This window comes from Flavobacterium magnum, assembly GCF_003055625.1.
In the GTDB taxonomy this organism is placed as follows: Bacteria; Bacteroidota; Bacteroidia; order Flavobacteriales; family Flavobacteriaceae; genus Flavobacterium; species Flavobacterium magnum.
The window spans coordinates 3,326,912-3,347,286 of sequence record NZ_CP028811.1 but is presented as its reverse complement, the minus strand read 5'-3'; the positions used below and the strand labels follow the sequence as shown (position 1 = coordinate 3,347,286).

General features: G+C 49.6%; 18 protein-coding genes. 8 read left to right on the top strand and 10 right to left on the bottom strand.

Annotated features, from left to right (window positions below; all coding sequences use genetic code 11):
- Positions 1-16: 16 nt before the first annotated feature.
- The 4 genes from HYN48_RS14665 to HYN48_RS14650 are packed head-to-tail and all read right to left on the bottom strand — an operon-like array spanning position 17 to position 3,854.
- The gene (locus tag HYN48_RS14665) at positions 17-1,213 is read right to left on the bottom strand and encodes a DUF4350 domain-containing protein (protein ID WP_108373053.1); all 1,197 of its coding nucleotides are present in this window, start codon (positions 1,211-1,213) and stop codon (positions 17-19) included.
- The gene (locus HYN48_RS14660; protein ID WP_146171831.1) at positions 1,210-1,956 is read right to left on the bottom strand and encodes a DUF4129 domain-containing protein; all 747 of its coding nucleotides are present in this window, start codon (positions 1,954-1,956) and stop codon (positions 1,210-1,212) included. Before HYN48_RS14660 ends, HYN48_RS14665 begins: the two co-directional genes overlap by 4 nt.
- Complete coding sequence (locus HYN48_RS14655; RefSeq protein WP_108373048.1) at positions 1,949-2,893, bottom strand: hypothetical protein; 945 nt, start codon at positions 2,891-2,893, stop codon at positions 1,949-1,951. Before HYN48_RS14655 ends, HYN48_RS14660 begins: the two co-directional genes overlap by 8 nt.
- A complete protein-coding gene (locus HYN48_RS14650) occupies positions 2,880-3,854 on the bottom strand; it encodes a stage II sporulation protein M (protein ID WP_108373046.1) in 975 nt (324 codons plus the stop codon). Before HYN48_RS14650 ends, HYN48_RS14655 begins: the two co-directional genes overlap by 14 nt.
- 20 nt (positions 3,855-3,874) lie before the next feature.
- On the opposite strand from HYN48_RS14650, the gene HYN48_RS14645 reads away from it, so the two are divergent.
- Positions 3,875-4,618 carry an RDD family protein gene (locus HYN48_RS14645; RefSeq protein WP_108373044.1) on the top strand — a complete coding sequence of 248 codons (744 nt, stop codon included), beginning with the start codon at positions 3,875-3,877 and terminating at the stop codon, positions 4,616-4,618.
- Between the two features lie 12 nt (positions 4,619-4,630).
- Positions 4,631-5,233: a trimeric intracellular cation channel family protein gene (locus HYN48_RS14640; RefSeq protein ID WP_108373677.1), complete on the top strand. Its 603-nt coding sequence runs from the start codon at positions 4,631-4,633 to the stop codon at positions 5,231-5,233.
- Positions 5,234-5,354: 121 nt separating this feature from the next.
- On the opposite strand, the gene HYN48_RS14635 is transcribed toward HYN48_RS14640, so the two are convergent.
- Positions 5,355-7,157 (bottom strand): T9SS type B sorting domain-containing protein, encoded by a 1,803-nt coding sequence (locus HYN48_RS14635; RefSeq protein ID WP_108373042.1) that lies wholly within the window; start codon positions 7,155-7,157, stop codon positions 5,355-5,357.
- A gap of 110 nt (positions 7,158-7,267) precedes the next feature.
- Between HYN48_RS14635 and HYN48_RS14630 the strand changes: the two genes are divergently transcribed.
- The 3 genes from HYN48_RS14630 to HYN48_RS14620 are packed head-to-tail and all read left to right on the top strand — an operon-like array spanning position 7,268 to position 10,637.
- Positions 7,268-8,242: a GNAT family N-acetyltransferase gene (locus HYN48_RS14630; RefSeq protein ID WP_108373040.1), complete on the top strand. Its 975-nt coding sequence runs from the start codon at positions 7,268-7,270 to the stop codon at positions 8,240-8,242.
- 7 nt (positions 8,243-8,249) lie between these two features.
- Positions 8,250-9,350 carry a DegT/DnrJ/EryC1/StrS family aminotransferase gene (locus HYN48_RS14625; protein WP_108373038.1) on the top strand — a complete coding sequence of 367 codons (1,101 nt, stop codon included), beginning with the start codon at positions 8,250-8,252 and terminating at the stop codon, positions 9,348-9,350.
- A complete protein-coding gene (locus HYN48_RS14620) occupies positions 9,351-10,637 on the top strand; it encodes an O-antigen translocase (RefSeq protein ID WP_108373036.1) in 1,287 nt (428 codons plus the stop codon).
- Here the strand turns inward: HYN48_RS14620 and HYN48_RS14615 are convergent.
- Positions 10,634-12,268 (bottom strand): hypothetical protein, encoded by a 1,635-nt coding sequence (locus tag HYN48_RS14615; RefSeq protein ID WP_146171830.1) that lies wholly within the window; start codon positions 12,266-12,268, stop codon positions 10,634-10,636. The genes HYN48_RS14620 and HYN48_RS14615 overlap by 4 nt on opposite strands.
- Before the next feature lie 87 nt (positions 12,269-12,355).
- Here HYN48_RS14615 and HYN48_RS14610 point away from each other — a divergent pair, with 87 nt between their 5' ends.
- On the top strand, positions 12,356-13,894 hold the full coding sequence (locus tag HYN48_RS14610) for an NAD(P)/FAD-dependent oxidoreductase (RefSeq protein WP_108373675.1): 1,539 nt from the start codon (positions 12,356-12,358) through the stop codon (positions 13,892-13,894).
- A gap of 6 nt (positions 13,895-13,900) precedes the next feature.
- On the opposite strand, the gene HYN48_RS14605 is transcribed toward HYN48_RS14610, so the two are convergent.
- From HYN48_RS14605 to HYN48_RS14595, 3 genes are read right to left on the bottom strand one after another with little or no spacing between them, the layout of a single operon-like run.
- The gene (locus tag HYN48_RS14605; RefSeq protein ID WP_108373032.1) at positions 13,901-15,448 is read right to left on the bottom strand and encodes a hypothetical protein; all 1,548 of its coding nucleotides are present in this window, start codon (positions 15,446-15,448) and stop codon (positions 13,901-13,903) included.
- On the bottom strand, positions 15,445-16,815 hold the full coding sequence (locus tag HYN48_RS14600) for a hypothetical protein (RefSeq protein WP_108373029.1): 1,371 nt from the start codon (positions 16,813-16,815) through the stop codon (positions 15,445-15,447). Before HYN48_RS14600 ends, HYN48_RS14605 begins: the two co-directional genes overlap by 4 nt.
- Positions 16,806-17,936 carry a glycosyltransferase gene (locus HYN48_RS14595; RefSeq protein WP_108373026.1) on the bottom strand — a complete coding sequence of 377 codons (1,131 nt, stop codon included), beginning with the start codon at positions 17,934-17,936 and terminating at the stop codon, positions 16,806-16,808. Before HYN48_RS14595 ends, HYN48_RS14600 begins: the two co-directional genes overlap by 10 nt.
- A gap of 33 nt (positions 17,937-17,969) precedes the next feature.
- Here HYN48_RS14595 and HYN48_RS14590 point away from each other — a divergent pair, with 33 nt between their 5' ends.
- Both HYN48_RS14590 and HYN48_RS14585 read left to right on the top strand, forming a co-directional pair.
- Positions 17,970-19,055 (top strand): glycosyltransferase, encoded by a 1,086-nt coding sequence (locus HYN48_RS14590; protein ID WP_108373024.1) that lies wholly within the window; start codon positions 17,970-17,972, stop codon positions 19,053-19,055.
- The gene (locus HYN48_RS14585) at positions 19,031-19,459 is read left to right on the top strand and encodes a sugar 3,4-ketoisomerase (protein ID WP_108373022.1); all 429 of its coding nucleotides are present in this window, start codon (positions 19,031-19,033) and stop codon (positions 19,457-19,459) included. The genes HYN48_RS14590 and HYN48_RS14585 overlap by 25 nt, the downstream gene beginning before the upstream one ends.
- On the opposite strand, the gene HYN48_RS14580 is transcribed toward HYN48_RS14585, so the two are convergent.
- On the bottom strand, positions 19,442-20,368 hold the full coding sequence (locus HYN48_RS14580) for a glycosyltransferase family 2 protein (RefSeq protein WP_108373020.1): 927 nt from the start codon (positions 20,366-20,368) through the stop codon (positions 19,442-19,444). The two genes, HYN48_RS14585 and HYN48_RS14580, sit on opposite strands and share 18 nt — an antisense overlap.
- Positions 20,369-20,375 lie beyond the last annotated feature (7 nt).

The window sequence follows — 20,375 nt, the reverse complement described above, 5'->3', positions numbered from 1 at the left end:
TTAGCGCCCTGCGGCATTAACTGACTATTTTTTCGATGGCCTGGCTGATCTCGATCAAATCGCTTTCGACGGCTCTGTAGTCGCTGCGGCTTTTGCGGATCAGGTATACCAGGTGTTCGATGTCTTCAATGTTTTTCCCTGACTTCAGCTGCAGTTTCCGAACAAACTGCTCGTCAAGCACTGCGGTGTCAATCATATAATCCTGACGTACTTTTTCAAGGAAATAAATGATTTTCTTCTCAATGATGTTGTCGTGATCGCCTTCCTGGAAATATAAGTTGCCAATCGTCTTGGCAAAATCAATCGTTGTGTTTTCCAACGGCCTGATAATCGGGACGATCCGCTGTTTTCGTTTGGCGTTGAAAATTAGGAAACCGACCAATCCGAAAAGGAAGATATACCAAGCCCAGGTGAGTTGCGGATTGCCGAGGATAATCCGGAACATCGACTGCGATTTCCTGTCGCCGTCCTGCCCTTTGACGTACCAGAGGATGTCATTTTTCGGGATGTAAGCCAGGACTTTTTCGGCGTATTCGGCATGGTCATCCTTGAGCAGGTGGAAGTTCGTAAAAGCTGCGGGCTGCGTGTGCAGGATGACCGACCCCTTTTTAAATGGCACCTTTACAAAATTCACCTTGGCGGTGTCGCCGCTTTGATAGCCGAGTACCTCGGTGTGCAGCGTGTCCAGCTCTGAAAAATAGCCGTTACAGCGCCCCTCGTAAATGTGATACTTTTTTGTACCCAGATTGGGGTTTGCTACCCAGTTGTATATGCCTTCTGTCGATTCACAGTCATACCGCGCCTTCAACCGGAGCGTGTCCAGCAGCCATACAGGCAGGCGCTTGGCACTGATGAACGCATGGTTCCCATCGGCCACGAAGGCCAGCAGTGCGGAAACCGACTCTTTGTCGAGGAGTTCGCCGCCTGCAATCGATACAAATGTTTTCCGCGGACCGCCGAAATGCTTCGCAGAGTCCCCGGCATAGGTCGGCAGGAAATATTCGTAGGCGGTGACAGAAACAGGCGTTACGGTATTCGGCCTGAAAATGCCGCGGATCTCCTTATCGAAAATGTAGAGTCCGAACGGTTTCTTTTCCGTAATCCCGTACGTGGCCGACCAGTCGATTGGCTTGGGCTGGCTGCTGTCGAGCACGGCAATCAGCACGACCAGCATCACAATCAGGGCGATGTATATCTTGATGGTCCTGCTCATGACGGAATCGTTTTGATGGTTTTCTCAAAGGCCGATGCCGCTTTTTCGAGCGTTTGCTCATCGATGTCGAACTCACCATACCAGATGTAATTGTACAGATAGGACAAATAATCGAAGTCAGGTTTAAAATCACTGTTTCTCAACTCGTCGGCGTAATCGGAATTGGTTTTTTCGGCGTCCCATGTGATGTACCCCTGGGCGGACATTCTCTTCAGCAGCCAAAGATAATAGTATCGGACCATGAGCCTTTTTTCGCCTGAAATCCGCGTCTCACGGATCAGCTTTTCAAAATCTACCGCCTGGAGGTTTTTCTCCATCTCGTCGTAGCGTAAGATGTTTTTATCCGATCTTTTTCCGAAAATCCATTTTCCTTCCTTGTTCATGATGGATTTTACAATCAGGAAAATGACGAAAAAAATGATGGCGCCGGCAACTATCTTCGTGATGACTCCGAGATTGTTCCCCGAGTTGCCGCTTCCCTGACCGCCGAAAATGTCCCGGAGCCATTCCATGAAACGGTCCCAGGCACTCATTTTTTTTGCACGCGCCTCATACACGAATTCGTCTGTGCGGTATTTTTTCCTGAGGTCAGGGAAAGTAGGCTTTACCCTGTTTGATTCGTCCACGAGTACTGTCTTATGGGACAGCTTTTGCGCCGGAGCGTTTTTGGCGAAAGCCAATGCGACATCGCCTCCCGAAAACGAGAGCATGAAAAAGATGCCGATGATCAATAATTTATTCAATGCCGGACCCGATGTTATCAATTTCCAGTTGTGCGGCATTGTTGTAATCATTTTCCTGTGCCGTATAATAGATCAGTCCCTGATTTACGACAAGCAGGTTATTCAGGAAATATCCTGCAAATACAGAGATCACAAATATGGTGGACAATCCGATGGAAATGAACCCGAAGGTCTCGGACGGCGCGTCGTCCTGGATCGTCGTGAAAAAGACGATTACCCCTACAATGTATGGGATCAGGGTCACGGCCGATTGCAGTATCTGTACGATAAAAGATATGATGAGCGTGGAACCGACAATGGGCCAGAAGCGATAGCGGACGACTTCAAAACCACGCCCCAGCGACTGGAAAAAGCCCTGTTTTTCGAGTATGAAAGTGAAGTAACTTACGCTGACCCAGGAAAGGAACGCCGGGCCCAGTATGAAAAACACAGGCAGCAACAGGATTGCCATTTCCTTGACATAGAACAGGATCATAAACACAAAGGCTATGGGGATGACCGTCAGTAACGAGGCAAAGAAAAAGATGAGCATACGGCCCATGACGTTTTTCAAACCGGATACAATGTCTTTTGACGTGAAATCGTTGGTGCGGTGTTTTTCGATAAGTCCGAGGTAAATGACCGTATACGTCACGCTGATCAGCGACAGGAAAGTGAGGAGCAGCATCATCAGGATGACTCCGGGGACAATCACATCCCATTCCTGGTTGTCGGTCGGGCTGCCCATCCCGTTGGTTGCTGCCTCAAGGTTGACGAGCGAATTGTAAATGAAACTCTTGGACAGCAGGAAAATAATCGCCGACAGGAAGATCAGGATCCAGCCGTTGATCTTGAAGTAATTTCCGAAAAAATGCCTGCCGTAAGTTCTCAGGAAGGTGATGGTATCGGAAATATAATCGCCGAAACCTCTTTTTTTGTAAAGGTCAAATTGCTGCATCTTGATAGACTTTTTTGTTTACGATGGTGGGATAAATCAGGAAATAAAACGAAATGGCCGACAACGTCGACAAGATGATGAACACGCTGAGCCAGTGCGGCATATCGACCGAGTACCGCGTAATAAAACCTTCGAGAAACCCTGCTGCGATCGTGAACGGCACGGTGGACAGGAAGATTTTCAGGCTGACCTTAAACCCAATCATGAGAGAATTGATCCTGGAATAGGTCCTTGGAAACAATATCGAGGCGCCGAGGATGAATCCGGCGGCGGTTTCCACCACAATCGCAAAAATCTCCATAGAACCATGGATCCAGATTCCGCGTACGCTGGGCCAGAATACGCCGTGCTGGTAAAAGAAATACTGGAACGAACCCAGCATCACGCCGTTGTTCAGCGCAAAATAGAACGTACCGAAACCGCCAAGTATCCCTGACACAAAGCAAATCGCGCCCACCCGGAGATTGTTCAGCGTAATGGCAATAAATCCGCCCAGGTGGCTGCCGCTCTTGTAAATGGCAACCGGATTGCCGTCGCGGATATTCTGTAAGGTGGTATTCACATAGCCGTCGCCAAGGATCAGCCTGCAAAAAGTCTCGTCATAAGCTGCGGATAATGCGCCGATACCGACCGTGAGAAAGAAAAACACGAAAGCAAACAGCAGATACCGCCGGTATTCATACACCAGCAGCGGCACTTCGGTTTTGAAGAAATACACAATCCTGTTGGTTTCGTGTCGTTTGGTCTTGTAAATCTTCTGGTAGATCGTCGCAGCCAGGTGGTTCAGGTACACCACGGTCTTGCTTTTGGGATAATACGTCTTTGCATAAGAGAGGTCATTCATCAGGTGAATGTAAAGGCTCGCAATCTCATCGGGATTTTTCTTAGTTTTGCCAAAGATGACCTGCTCGAATTCCAGCCATTTTTCCTTATTTTGCTTAATAAACGCAATTTCTCTCATCGCAGGCTAAAATAGAAAATATGACCCAATTATCAATTACGACCACCCAAAATGTTACTATTAATTTCACCGCGGCTTCATTGGGCGTAAGGATTTTGGCATTGCTCGCAGACCTGTTGATCCTCTTTGCCTACCTCACGTTTATCTACTGGCTGCTGTACTCCGTCCTCGACCTGGATGAGCTCATGCTCGACTGGGATTATTGGTCGGTGGCGGCGGTAAACGCGGTGATTCTCCTTCCGGCGATGTTTTACACGCTCACCATGGAAAGTATTTTTGAAGGACAGACGTTCGGGAAGCGTTTGCTCAAACTTAAGGTAGTGAAGATAGAGGGTTACCAGGCGGATTTCGGCGATTACCTGATCCGGTGGCTGCTGCGTACCATCGACCTGTTTTTCCTCTTCGGGCTCATTGGCCTCATCACGGCTTTGGTCACCAAAAATACACAGCGGCTTGGCGACCTTGCGGCCGGGACTGCCGTAATCACGTTGAAAAACAACATCTCGATCGACCATACGATATTGCGGGAAATCGACGCCCGGTATGTGCCCACTTATCCTACGGTGATACAGCTCACAGACAATGACATTAGGATCATCAGGGAAACGTATGACGTCGCCGTAAAGGACCGCGACTATAATATTTTTGCGAAACTGCGCGCCAAGATTGAAGAAGTGACCGGCATCAGGAACCAATCCGGCAACGACGAAACCTTCATCGGGATCATCCTGATGGACTACAATTATTATACACAGAAAATGTAAATGGACCTTACCTTGTTTTACCTGCTGGACATCATCGGCACCATGGCGTTCGCAGTGTCAGGGGCATTGACGGCGATGAACAAAAAACTCGACCCGTTCGGCGTCTACATCATAGCATTCGTTACGGCTGTGGGCGGCGGCACTTTGCGCGATATCATGATCGGCCGCACACCGGTGGGCTGGATGCGCGACCCGAATTATGTCTACCTGATCAGCGCGGGATTTTTCCTCGCAATCCTCTTCAGGAAGAAACTGGATCGCCTGCGCGTTTCTTTGTTTTTATTTGACACGATCGGTTTGGGGGTCTTCACCCTGATCGGCCTCGAAAAGGGTATCAACATCGGGCTGCACCCTGTAATCTGCATCGCACTGGGCACCATGACCGCGAGTTTCGGCGGGGTCATCCGCGACATCTTATGCAATGAAATCCCCGTAATTTTCAGGCGCGAGATATACGCTACCATATGCATCGTCGGCGGCGTGGTCTTCTTTGCATTGCAGAAAACAGGTCTGGGAAAAGATGCGATTTACCTGATCACTTCCTGCATCATCATTGCCCTGAGACTCATGGCCGTGAAGTTCAGATGGTACCTGTCGCCTTTAGAGCGCGGTTGAGTATGCCAATTGCGGGGGCGTGCCCCTCGTACCTCGGGTCGGGCTGTGCGCTGTATCTTTTGCCCACCCTGCGGGATGGGCAAAAGGATGCCGCTGCCATCCCTCACGCGGTGCCGTGCGCTTACTTCTTCAGGTACACAAATCCCGCCAGGGGATTGGGGTAATCCGGATCGTTGAGTTCGAGTATGTAATAGTAAGTCCCGCCGGGAAGGTCCTTCCCGGACAGCCGGAATCCTTCCGATGCCGTGCCATCCCAGTCGTCCCTGCTGTTGTCGCCGGTCCAGACCAGCGCACCCCAACGGTTGTAAATCGACAACCGGAAATCCACAAAAATATCCCGAAGTCCGTCAATCAGGAAGGTGTCGTAGAAGTTATTCCCGAACGGCTCGACAAGGTTGTAAACCTTCGGTGGGCAGTTGCGTACCCGTAAGTTAAAAGACGTCACACTGTAGCAGTCCCCGTTGCTGATCCGCACAAAAACCGGCTGTGGGGCAATGGCAGAGAGGGCTTCCGGATTGTTAATCTGATTGACGTCCGCTGCAGCGTCCTCCGCTGAATTAAAAAACGCTACCATATCGCCCGGCCGCAACTTAATCAGGTCGGGGTAGCCTGAAAAGTCAAACGTGCCGCGCATTCCGCCTTCATTGCATGCCACGAGATCCGGTGGCGGGTTAAACTCAGGAGAGGCAATCAGCGAAAAAGCAATCGTGGCCGCATTGTTGCCCTCATTGATTTCCTTGACGCTGCCGGCACCCGCCGCATTGCTGTCGACCACGAGCCGCAGCGTAAAGTCGGCAGGAACGGAGGCCGGGATCTCGAGCGTGACAGTACCTGACTCGCTGCCACCAATCGGGATGATGGCAACGGTGAATCCGCCACCCAAATACTGGCTGTCTGCAAATGCGGCGACTTCGGTATTGGCGGGAAGCGGATCGGTGCTGTTTGGATTTGAGACGGTATAGTCGACGGTAATTGACCTGGAGTTGCATGATTTTTCGGTGCCGTCGATTGCAATCACCGCGTCGGGAAGCTGGCTGTTGAGTTTGGTCACTATCGCGTTGACCATGACGAAATCGCGCGTCGATTCCAGCCTGATGGTCGCCTCGACATCACCGATGCTGATGTTTCCCTGAATGTTGTAGACATCGAGGTCCATATTGTACAGCGTGTCGGAGTTGGTAAAACTGTTGGTGCCATTGAAGGCGTTTGTGGAAGGATTCAGTGCATTGCTGAGCAGGTGCTCGTTGATGAAAAGCTTTTCACCGTCTGAAATGTTCTTGTCGCCTTCCCAGGCCAGGAACCCGATCTTCGCCCCTTCATCGTCAATGACATTGAGGCTGTCCAGCGTGATGGTGATGTTGCCCGGAATCGCCTGCATACCATCGTAAACATTGAGTTGGTTCAATGGCAATGCGGCATTTTCATAGACGATAATAATCGCCCATCCGCCGAAATTGCCTCCGGTGGGGCAATAGGGAGGGATGGTGTCGCTAAGGTCCATTCCTGAGAAATTATAAGTCGTATTGCCATTGGCAACGATAAAGTCGGTGATATCTGCAAAAGCACTGAAGCATTCCAGACCCGCGCTATTGACAATACTGAAGGTACGCTGGGCGGAAATGGCTTCGTCATTCAGCATTACGTTAAAAACACCGGTACCCGAGCCGGCCCAATACAGGTACGCCTTGGTAATCACGTCGTCGGGAGCAAGCAGCAGGTCAGCGGAAGATTCGGTCAGGATGGAACAGGGCGGCGGCGGAATGCCCGGCAGGCTGTTGTTCTCCATTGCGTTAAGCGTATTGCCAATAAACACGAAATCGTAACGGCCGTTAAACTGCTGGTAAAGTGAAATCGCCTGCGAATGGACGCTGCAGCAGATTAATGCCGTAACCAGGCAATAAACAAGGCGTTTGATCAGTTTCACTTTTGCAATTTTAGGTTTAAAGATACAAATATTTTTATTGGACGCCTTTTTGCCGAAAGGCTGCGGCGGAAACTAAAAAATCAGTAATTTTCCAGAGTCAACCAACACGCTTGAAAAACTACACCGTCATACGATACCAAACCACTGATGCTGCCGTCTGGAATGATTTCCTGGATCAGGCAGACCAGGCAAGCTTCCTGTTTCACCGGAATTTCATGGACTATCACGCCGATAGGTTTTTAGATTTTTCGCTGATGATTTATGAAGGCAGCCGTCTTGTGGCTTTACTGCCTGCGAATGCTGCCGGAAATACGCTTTATTCCCATCAGGGGCTGACGTATGGCGGACTCGTTTACGGAAGCCTCAGATTGCACGAAGTGATCGCCGTCTTTAGGGCGGTTTTGTATTTCGCACAACAAAACGGGTTCACAATGTTGTCGTACAAATGTCTTCCGCCAGTATATTGCCTCAAGCCGCGGCAGGAATGCGACTACGCGCTGTTTTTAGCCAAAGCACGGCTCGTACGGCGTGATACATTGTCAGTCATTGAAAGCAACAGCCGTTATAAAATCTCCGCGCTGCGCAGACGCGGCATCAAAAAGGGTGTTGAAAACCAGCTGGCGGTTCGCGAAGAGCATTCATTCGAGGCGTTCTGGAACCAAATCCTGATTCCTAATTTAGGGTCTCGGCATCAGACAAGACCCGTGCATTCGCTCGAAGAAATCCAGCGGCTCGCGTCGCAGTTTCCACAAAGTATCCGTCATTTCAATGTGTATCACCAAGATACACTTGTGGCCGGCACTACGATATTTGAGACGCCGAATGTCGCCCACGCGCAGTATATTGCCGCGAATGAAACCCGCGCTGATTTGGGCAGCCTGGACTTTTTATTTGACACTTTGATACGCGGGACTTTTCGGGAAAAGAAGTTTTTCGATTTCGGGATATCGAATGAAAGTATGGGCCAAAAGCTCAACGCCGGGCTGTCATACTGGAAAGAGAGTTTTGGGGCCACGACCATGGTTCAGGATTTCTATGAGGTCGACACGGCCGGTTACGTACTACTCGACGACGTTTTGATATAAGCTGCCTATGATACCATTTTTGGATTTACATAAAATAAACGCGCCGTATGAAGCCGGCTTCCGCCAAAGACTGGACGATATCCTGCAAAAGGGTTGGTTCATCCTCGGCGACGAGGTAAAGGCATTCGAACAAAAATACGCTGCGTACTGCGGTACCAAACACTGCATCGGCGTGGCAAACGGACTGGACGCCCTGGTGCTGATCCTCAAGGCTTATGTACAGTTGGGCAGGCTACAACCGGGCGATGAAGTCATCGTGCCTGCCAATACGTTTATCGCTACGATGCTTTCGGTGCTCGAAGCAGGTTTGGTGCCTGTGGCTGCCGAACCCGATGTAAAGACTTTCAACCTTGATCCAACAGCGGCGACGGATAAGATCAGCACGAAAACCAAGGCCATTATTGCGGTGCATCTGTATGGGCAGCTTGCAGACATGGCGGCATTGTCGGCGCTTGCCGAAAAGCACGGACTGCTCCTGATTGAAGATGCCGCGCAGGCGCATGGCGCGATGACCGGCGCAGGCGTTCGTGCGGGAAACCTTTCAGATGCCGCCGCCTTCAGTTTCTATCCTGCAAAAAACCTGGGTGCTTTGGGCGATGCGGGTGCGATTACGACAAATGACGACGCGCTGGCTGCAACGGTCTATTCCCTGCACAATTATGGTAGTGAAGTCAAATACCGTCATGACATTGCAGGCACGAATTCACGCCTGGACGAAATCCAGGCGGCCTTCCTGAACGTCAAACTGGACGGACTGGATCCCGACAATGACCACCGCAGGAACATTGCAGCGATATATGGCGCCGGAATCTCCAATCCAAAGATCACATTGCCTTTCAACCCCGGAAACCACAGCCATGTGTTTCACCTGTATGTAATCCGGACGGCGGACAGGGAGGGGCTGCAACGGTTTTTATCCGATCACGGCATCAGCACGCAAATCCATTACCCGATTGCGCCGCACAGGCAAAAAGCGTTGACGGACTGGCATCATTTGTCTTTACCGATTACGGAGAAAATCCACGATGAAGTCCTGAGCCTCCCGATTTCGCCGGTCATGACCGAAACCGAGGCAGGCGTCGTTATTTCAGCCTTAAACTGTTATTAATTGGACAGCATCAGGGGCATATGGAAATCTTCGTTATTTAAAGCGGCATCCTTAAATTCGCTGAGTGTCGCCCTCAAAATCGCCATTGGCCTGGTCACGTCGAAAGTAATTGCGGTCTTTGTCGGACCATCAGGCATGGCCCTTGTCGGGAATCTCCGGAATTTCCTTTCTTCTTTGGAAACGGCCGGTACCCTGGGTTTCCAGAACGGACTTGTTAAATATACTGCTGAAAATAAGGGCAACCCGACCGAGTTGCGTCGCATCCTTTCGACCGTCTTCCTGTCATTGGCCGTCGTAGCGATGCTGCTGAGCCTGTCATTGTTTTTCCTGGCGGGGCTTTGGAGTGACCTGATTTTCGGGGAGGCGTACCCTTACCAATCAATTTTCCGCGTGCTGGCCGCTGCGATGCCCTGGTATGCCTGTTCTTTGCTGCTGATTTCGGTAATCAACGGGTTGGGAAAGTTCCGCGAAGTGGTGTACATCAACATGTGCGGAAATGTCATCGGGCTGGCGCTTTCGGTGATCCTGGTTTCGCAATACCATACTTTCGGTGCCTTGCTGGCCGTGATCGTGGCGCCCGCGCTGGTATTTTTTGCGGTCCTGTTTTTTATCCCAAAGGAAATCTCGTCGTTCGCCTATTTCAGCCGGTCGTATTTTTCGTTTGGAATCATCAAAAAAATGTCGTCTTACTCGCTGATGGCGGTAGTGTCAGCCGTCATCTCACCATTGGTTTTTGTGGCTGTCCGAAACTATATTATCGTTTCGGAAGGTATTGAAAATGCGGGCTATTGGGAAGCAATGAGCAGGATTTCAGGCTACTATATGATGTTTGTCAGTACCGTCGTGTCTGTGTACTTCCTGCCAAAACTAGTCACAGCGAAAACCAATGCTGAGACTCGTACTGTCATTTTCAGTTACTTCCGGAATATACTGCCGGTTTTTGCGCTCGCGCTGCTGGCCTTATATGTGATGCGGGGGTTCGTCGTGCGGCTCTTGTTTACCAAAGCCTTCGTCCCAGTCGATGCCTTGTTTTTCTGGCAGCTGTCAGGCGATCTGCTCAAGGCATTGTCGATGATCCTGGGATACTATCTGGTAGCGAAAAAACACACGGCCGCCTTCATTGTCACAGAATTTGCGTCTATGGGTGTGATGTTTTTCTGCAGCCGCTACCTGGTTGGCAGCTACGGCATTGAAGGCGTTGTTATGGCGCATTTCGTAACCTATTCAATATACAACCTGCTGCTGTTCCTGCATCTGCGCAATGTGATTTTCACGAAAGGACGCTAGAGGGTTTTCCGGATTTCATCGGTTTGGTATACCAGAAAATGCCGTGTTTGCATTATGGGACGGCATTTATGGTAAATAACCCACGCGAATTGACTGAAATCTTTCCGATTTTGGTCTGAAGCGATAAACGGTTCCCCGTCAAGGAATGATTTTTCAAGGAACATATATGCCTTTTTCCGGGAAGCCGCTTCCAGCAATCCGGACACCTTGCCGTTGATTTCAAAATTCGTCAGCCACCCGGCGGGCATTGGATTTTGTGTGCCAAAAAGATAATGGGATAAGGGAAGCGATGGTGCCGTGAAATAACCGGGACCGAAACGCTGCGCGAGTTTTTTCAGCTCCAGGTGCTTTTCGAGCGTCGCTTTGTCGCTTCGGATGAATGCCAGTTTTGGAGAAACAGCTTCCATCCCACAATCTAATGTTGTGATGGGTTGGCTGCGGTACGGATGGATATTCAACAAAAGCATGAATGCGCAAACGGCAAGCCCCGCCGACGTATAATATCGCCTCAGCCCGAGCGCGGCAAAATCCTCATGCATCAGCCACAGGTAACTGACGATCAATCCGCCTGAGAAAAGTACCGGCGTCTTGTAGCCCAGGCTTAGCGAAGCGCACCAGCCGATCATCATTAAAGCGATTACAGGCAGGAACGGTTTCAGCGTTTTTTCCTTCACAATACGATAAAGCAGTCCCGCCGCAACGGCATTGAAAAAAATTACCGGGACATCTTTGAAGCGTATGAACGGTACCGCGAGAAACGCCGAAATAAAAATGACCATAGCAAGCCATTTGAGATAGTCCTGAAGCGTGGGCCGTTTGCGGCACATGAACCATGAGATCAACAAAGGCAGGGCCATTACCATGCCAAAAATAATTTTGTTATGATAAATATGGAGGTAATTCATGAAGCCGGTATCGTACAGATTTCCGGCATTGGCCACCCCTGCGACCTGGCCCAGGAAAAGGCTCCAGGACGTGAAAGACAGCAGCCACGCCACGAAAATTCCCAGAAGCATTGCCGAGAAAAATCCAAAAAAGGCAGCCTTTCGGAAACCTTCCTTCAGAAGAATCCACAAACCGAAACCGATCGGGATCGGATAAAAAGACTGCTTGACGAGTGCCGACAGCACACAGCACAGCGATACTGCGAACAATTGCGCGAGCGAAAGGTTACGGCTGCGGCACACCAAATAGAACGCTACCGAGGCGAATAAGATACCGTCAACGGTAAACCACGGATCTGCAAAGAAATTGTGTACCGATGCCATGAAACAAAGCGTCATGACCGCCCATTTGTCGAGTTGGAGTTGTCGCAGCCGGTATACTTTGTCAAATCCGGAAACGACACACCAGCTGATCAATGCAAACGACAGGTAGCCGGCAATCCGGATGCAATAAATCTGCCCGGTCTCAGGTAAAACCCGGAGCAGTATGGCGTGCAGATAAATCGAGAACGGCGGCCTGATGTAGATGAAATCGCGGTATGGCATCTCGCCCTGCAAGAGCCGCCAGCTGAACCCGTTTATGAATCCCGAATCCCAGTTTTCAAACCCAAAGCGCGCCAGGACAAGGCAGTAAAACGCAACGACCAGGGCGAAAAGGTATGGGTAAAGTCGGGCGTGGCGCATCATCTCGTAAATTTTCCTCCCAAATATAGCAGAATAAAGATTTGTTTTCGACAATTTAATGTAGTTTTGGGCAGCTAACAATTGAGCGGATTGAAATCAAAAAAAGCCATCATTATCGGGGGAGGTCCTGCAGGATTAACCGCAGCGTATGAATTCCTGAAACAGACTGACATCCAGCCGGTGGTCATTGAAATGAGTGATTACTGGGGCGGGATTTCGCGTACGGTCGATTACAAAGGCAATAAGATCGACATTGGCGGACATCGTTTCTTTTCGAAGTCGGATGTCGTGATGAATTGGTGGAATGACATCCTGCCCATCCAATCGGACAGCGAGGAAATCAGGATTTCTTACCAGAATAAGTCGGCCGTCATAAAAAACATTCCCCACGCAGCAGACCATGATAAAGTGATGCTTGTGCGCCGGCGGAAGTCGCGTATTTTCTTCAATAAACAGTTTTTTGACTACCCGATCTCGCTCACGCCCGAAACGGTCCGTAAAATCGGTTTATTCAATACCTTCCTGATCGGGATGAGTTACATTAAGGCGAGCCTGTTTCCGATAAAGGAAGTGCAGACGCTGGACCAGTTCTTCATCAACCGTTTCGGTAAACGGCTTTACAGGCTGTTTTTCAGGGATTATACCGAAAAGGTCTGGGGCATACCGTGTTCTGAGATCAGTGCCGAATGGGGCGCGCAGCGCATCAAGGGATTGTCGGTTACCACGACGCTCATCCATTACTTTAAGCGTCTTTTCGGCAAAAAAAATAATAGCATAGGACAGAAGGACACTGAAACGTCGCTCATCGAATATTTCCTTTACCCCAAGTACGGTCCAGGCCAGATGTGGGAAGAGGTTGCTGATAGGATCTCGGCGGGCGGCGGCATCCTCAAATTAAACACCAAAGTGACAGCGATTCATTTTGCGGAAGGAAAAATATCAGGCGTCACCGTTACCGATGCTTTGGGTGTGTCGGAAGAGGTTCATGGCGATTACTTTTTATCGACGATGCCCGTCAGCGAGTTGATCTCGGCGCTGCAGACGGATATTCCCGCGAACGTCTCAGAAGTGGCTCAAGGCTTGAAATACCGTGACTTCATTACCGTTGGCCTGCTCCTGAAAAAAATGAATCACACCCCTGACGACAATTGGATTTACATACAGGAACCTTACGTCAAGGTAGGCCGCATCCAGGTTTTCAATAACTGGAGCCCGTTTTTGGTGAAAGACGCCGGGACATTCTGGGTTGGACTGGAGTATTTCTGTAATGAAGGCGACAACATATGGGATCAGTCGCCCGAGGCAATGGGTGAGATGGCGATGCGCGAGATGCAGCAACTCGGTTTCATTGACGCTGCCGCAGACGTGCTTGATTTTACCGTAATCAAGATGCCAAAGACATATCCTGCCTATTTCGGAACCTACGCGCGGTTTGATGAGATCAGGGAATTCACCGATGCAATCGAAAACCTATACCTGGTAGGCCGCAACGGGATGCACAAATACAACAACCAGGACCATTCGATGCTTACGGCAATCCAGGCGGTGGAGAATATAAAGAATGGTTCGGTTTCAAAGGAAAACATCTGGTCCATCAACACGGAGCAGGAATACCATGAGGAAAAGTAACGGTCGTTAACGGGCGCCCTGCTTGCGGTACACCTTGATACGCAATTTCGCTTCATCCAGGTTTTTCCTCGCCCAGATATCATAAGCTTCAAACTGATACGGCTTGAAATTCAGGCAGCTTTCGCCGGAAAAGAGCAACCTTTCGTCCGCGTCGGGCAGGTATTGATGGTAGTTTTCGATATCGTTGAAAGGATAAATATCGGTGACATTGACAAATACAAGTCCAGGTGCATTTTCGCGGGGAAACTTCTTCTTCACGATGCTGAAATTCGGCATGTCCGGCCGGGCTCTGCTGTATTCCGAAACCGTTGCAGCACTTTTAAAGCGGTATTTATTGTAGTATTCCCAGGCAACATCCTTAGGGTACGTGTATTGCCGGTAGGCATTCAACTGAAGTGCGAATGCCACCGCCAATGTCGCACTTACCGCGAATACGATGCAGGTCGTTACTATGGGCCTTGCGCGAAAACTTCCTGCTATGGCGGCTATCGCAAAGATGGTGAAAATGACCAGGAATGGCAAAAACTGTTTGAGCAGCCTCGCATACCAGACGACCTTGTGCCCGTAAAAGCCCGCGGCGGAATAGGCTACAAACAACAACAGCAATACAGCAAAAGTAAGGTACATGGGCTCAGATGCCACGCTGCGGATGTTCCTGACGAATAAGACGGAAAACAGGCACAGCCCGATAATCAGGAATACGCCGTTAATACCTTCGGCTTCGCAAAGGTACCTGAACACGAACGAGAAGCATTCCTCAAACGAGCCCTGTACGATAGTCCCTGACAACAAAAGGGAGTTTTTGATGAACGAGGTGCCGCCGATCTGTGCAAGTGCCTCAAACACCACCAGGCAAACACTGCTTCCTGCCGCAAAAGCCAATACGCGACTGAATGCTTTGGCGGACCCTGATGTGCTTATTTTCCTTATCAGGTAAACCAATGGGATGGCCAGGAAAAGCAGAACGTAACCCGGATAGCACAAATACCCGAAAAACGCCAGACCGCCGTAAACAAACATTTTTCGGGTGGTTACGCCGTTCGTCGAAACCAGTTTATAAAATACGTAATAAAGGATCAACAGACTCGCATCGTATGGGTCGGCGTGGCGTAGGGAAATATATGAGACCACCAAAGTCGCAAAAACCAAAACGCTGAACAGCGCCAGGAACCTGTCCTTAAGGAAGTGCCGCGACACACGGTAATGCAACAGCAGCAGCAGGGCATGGATGGCCAGGTTGTATGCAAATACCGGCCACGAATTTGCCGGTTCGTATATTTCAAGCCCGAACAGCGAGGCGTTGCCATATTGCAGTACCGTCGGAACAATTTTAAGGGTGGTGTCGCCGGGCCTTCCTTTGGTGGAAAACAGGAATTCGATTGCTGCATGCCAATCCGCGTTTGCGAGGCTTTTCAATATCTGCCCTGCCGCGCGGTAGCGGCCTTCGTCAGGGAACGCAAGGAAACCCTTGTTGATGAGGACAATTTTGGCCACCGATACCAGCAGGATCAGCAACAGCATCAGGCGTATGTTAAGAGGCTGTTGCGTTTTCATTTTATTTTGTAGATGTTGTAGTACGGGGTTTTAAAAAATACGGTGCGGCGGGCCGTTTTGTCCATGTCCCTGCGAACGAAAGCATAATCATACCCGGACAGCGTATCGGTATTGAGCGGGAAGGGCTCGCAATCCGTAATCTTATATTTTTTATATCCTTCGGTGATGAGGTGGAATTCCAGGTTGGTACACAGGATGACGCCGTCGAAAAAGTAACGCTTCTCGCCAATGATTTCAGGAATGATGCGATCGGCAGTAAGATTGATGGCCAGGTCCTTTTCCTCAAATTGGAGTACCGCACGGCTGAAATTCAGCAAAAGCAATGATTGTATCCCAATCAGTATGGGCAGCAAGACTTTTAATCGCAGCCTGCCAATCTGATTTGTATAAGGCAGCAATATGATCAGCACAAAGATGGCGCTGTAATAATTGAAAACCCGCACAAACGGCACCAGGTGGTGTATCGGCAGGATGACTGCCGGTAAGACGAGCATCGTTGCCGCGAACGTGAGATCATTGCGGTCACGGGTTTTCAGCAACCTGAAGCATGACCATCCGAGGAGTATTAAAAACAATATCCAATGGACTCCCGAAATCTGCCGGAACATATCGAGGTAATGCCCCGGCATCGATTTGGCCGCCTGATAAAACGTCATTCCCATCTTATGGGAAATTTTCGTCAGCGCCCCGATCCCGTCGTACCACACCACAGGCAGGTACAACAGTGCGGTGCCCAGCACGATGCTGTAACCCGATATAATCTGTGCACGCGTTAATTTTCTTAGCGAAACGACAACAAAAACATGAAGGATGACCACAGCATAAACGAAAGTAGGCACCGTACAAAGCCCGAGGATACAACATACACTGAGCAGGATCCAATTGCGCCGCACCCGAAGGTTCTTTATGATATTAAAGGCAGCAAACAGCGCGCTGATGAAAAACAAATTGTACAACGCGTAACCGCGCGACATATAACTGTAATACACATTCATGAAAAGCATTGATGAGACCGCTACTACGGCGAGCGCCAGCCTCGTGTTGTAATGTGCTGATACCAGGCGGTAGAGCACGATCAACGAAACGAAATTGGCCACGATACTCGATACGCGCAGTTTCAGCAGGTCTGTCCAAAGCGGGATGTATTTCGTGATATTCGTTAGCACCGAGTGCAGGATGTGGTTGTTCGGTGCAGGATAATGCGTTACCGAGGTGATAAACCCTTTGTGGGTGAAGTGGATGTATGTCCACGCCTCATCGTAGGAAACCGGCATCACCACGGCATAATACACTGACACGGCCAGCGGGATGAGATACGCCGGCCAGCCCGAACGGCAAAAATGACGTAACGATTCGGTTATTCCCATATCGACACGTATTTTCGGGCGATTCCGGCGTGATCGTGTTGCGTCTTTATAAACGCTTCCGCGCGCTTCCCAATGGCTTTGATTTCTTCGGGATGCTCAATCAGGAATGCGAGTTGTTTCACAATATAATCCGTGTCAGGCAACGCGTTTACGGCTACTTTTTCGGTCAGGCCATAATGGGTTTCAAATAATTTTTCGGCGCCGGTAAATACCACTTTGCCTTTGGCCATGGCTTCGAGCGCATTGTATCCCTGATCCAGTGAATAGGTCTGGTCCAGTATAATGTGGGCGCGGTTGTAAGCGGAAATGTATTGGTTGTACGGAAGGTTCCGTGTTACGATAATCTCTACCTGTTTGGCATACTTGTGCTGAATGACAGCCAAAGCCTTTTCAAAAAAATCGATGCCTTTCCGAAAATAATTCTCCTGGTTGATGCCTAAGAAAATGACAATCTTGTCCGAATGGCCGTCATCCTCGGTACGTAATTTTTCGAGATTGACCGGATTGGGAATCATGCCCAGGTATTTCGGATGGCCAGCCAACGGCACATGATAATCCAGGTCGGACGCGATAACACCTGAAATGTGCTCATACAGGTAATCGTGAAGTTTGCGGTAACCCGCTTTGCGGAATTTCAGCACCGGCAGGAAATCCTTTTTCTTTATTTTGCCCGCCAGGTAGGGTTGCACCACCGATTTAAATCCGGGATTCTGAAAACAGTACCTCACATTCGTATAATCGCTGCCGCACGAAAGCAGGAAGACTTTTTTGTTGTTCCTGAAAATGTATTCGAGGATTTTTCGCTCATAATGGTAACCACAGTAAAAGCTGTTTTCATTGATCAGTTGCACCACGTCATGTCCTGAAAAAAGCGCCCGGTTTTTGTAAAACTGGCGGTAAATCAGGTAAGAACTGACATTAAATCCGGTTATTTTATGGACAAGGACTTTAATCTTCCTGAGAAAACCGCAATCCCAGGGCTTGTTGAATTTTAAATCCACAGGATAATCCTTAAACCCGTCGGCAAAACCAGCGAGCCGCACACGGTGGCCGTTTTCTATCAGGCCTTCCTTCAGCGAATTGTGCAGCCGGCTGTATTCCCCTACGAGTAAGATGTCCATATATTAGTATATTTGGCAAATATATGAAAGTAAATGGATCGGATTAAAGTGCTTATCGTGACCTCCTCGCTTGGCGGTGGCGGTGCAGAGCGTTCTGCCGCCTTGCTGTCCATCCTGTTGGCAGATGCGGGGTATCAGGTGCATATCGCGAGCGTACTTGACGACATCCAATATGATTATAAAGGAGAACTGCTTAACCTCGGTGCTTTAAAAAAGGCCGACGATTCTAAACTCGGTCGCCTGAACCGGTTACTTGTACTGCGGAATTATCTCAGGAAGCATGATTTCGATTGGGTAATTGACAACCGCACGCGCACTGTTACGTGGTCTGAATGGATCATTGCCCGATGGATTTATCCCGCGCGTAAAACCATTTGGGTGGTGCGTAATTTTAAGATCAGCGACTATTTTCCGGCAAATGCTGCCCTCGCTCGTCGAATTTACCGAAAGGCGCCGTATATCGTGGCCGTGTCTGAGGAAGCGGCTGAGAATGTTCGCAAAACGTTTGGATACCGGAACGTCGTTACCATATACAACCCGGCCGCCAATGACGCTATCCTTGCCATGGCCGCCGAAGCGCAGATTCCCGGGAAGTTTATCCTGTCTTACGGTCGCCTCCACGATGAAAGTAAGAACCTTTCACTGCTCATTGACTCTTACGCCAAATCGAGCCTTCCGGAGCGGCAGATCTTACTATATATCATGGGCGATGGTGCCGATCTTGAAATGCTCAGGCAACGTGCCGCCGCCGTCCGTCTTTCCGACAGGATTGTTTTTATTCCGAAACAACAGAACCCGTTTCCGTATGTTAAATCGGCACTCTTCACGGTGCTGAGCAGTCGGTATGAAGGTTTTCCGAGGGTGGTGATCGAATCGCTTGCCATAGGTACGCCCGTCGTTTCCGTTGATTGCAGCTCAGGGCCTAAAGAGATTATCCAGCATGAAAAAAACGGGCTCCTGGTAGAAAATGACAATCCCGATGCACTGGCCCATGCCATGGACCGCCTTGCAGAAGACCATAATTTGTACCATATTTGTAAAGCGAATGCGCAAAAAAGCATCGCACACTTATCGCCTGAAAACATCTTAAAAGAATGGAACAGCATCCTGAAAAAGTAACGACGATCGACGACGCATTGCTGATAGACATCCCGATCATGCACGATGTGCGCGGAAACCTTTCCGTCGTGGAAGGCGATACGATCCCGTTCAGGATGAACCGCATTTACTACCTCTATGATGTCCCGGGCGGGGAGGAGCGGGGAGGGCATGCCCACATTAACAACCAGGCCGTCGTTATTGCGTTAAGCGGAAGTTTTGATGTGGTGCTGAAAGACGGCGTCCAACAAAAATCAATCATGCTCAATAAACCCAGTCAGGGCCTTCTCATCCCGGTCGGGATCTGGCGTGAGATCCACAATTTTTCGTCTGGCTCGGTTTGCCTCGTCATTGCGTCCGACCTTTTTTCAGAGGCCGATTATATCCGGGATTACGACGATTTCCTCTCATTTAAACACCGATGAACCCACGCCGATATCGGCCAGGAAAATCTGCAGGCGAACGAGTTTCCGCAACACAAATCCGGGCAGTAACAGCAATAGTCGCTTTTTTTGCGTGAGGCTCTTTTTGTCGATTTCGGCTGTAAACGACCTGAATTCAATGCGGTCTCCTTTGAGTTTCGCTTTGATGGCGAGCGAATACCGGTTCAGGTCCAGGAATTTTTTTAACCCGGGATGACTTTTTTCTGCCGTAGCGAAATGCTCAAAATTAAGCCGCTCAGTAATGTATGTCGCCTCTTTTGACAGACTTTGCGCGTCGAATACATAGCGGGCAAGTACGCTGGGGCAAAAAACCACAGGATAGATGAGCCCGATCCGGATCCATAGGTCCGTGTCCTGCACGCTTTTAAGTTTGGGGTCAAATGTGCCCGCTTTTTGGAACACTTCCTTATGGAATACCGCGCAGGAGGTCCAGATGACGCATTCCCGCGCACTCGCGTCAAAAAAATCCACGACGATACAGCCTGATGACTTCGGTATGGAATACCGGGCCGGGAAGGTGTTTTTTGCGGTTTCAATCTCGATGGCCGCTGAGAACACAGATTCGTTGGGAAAGCCCGCGATGGTGCGCTGCATCGTTTCCAGGAAATCCGGATACCAGTAATCGTCGGCGTCAAGAAACGTGATATAATCCGCCTCTGCCATGGAAATGCCGAAGTTCCGGGCGACGGACACGCCCTCATTGGGTTTTGAGAAAAACCTGATTTTCGGGTCAGAAAACCCCTTGGCGATTGCGGCACTGTTATCCGTCGACCCGTCATTGATGATAATCAGCTCGAAATCGGTAAAGGTCTGCGCCAAAACACTGCTGATCGTGTTCCCGATAAAATTTTCCTTGTTGTACAGCGGGATGATGACTGAGAAAAATGGCATGGGCTTA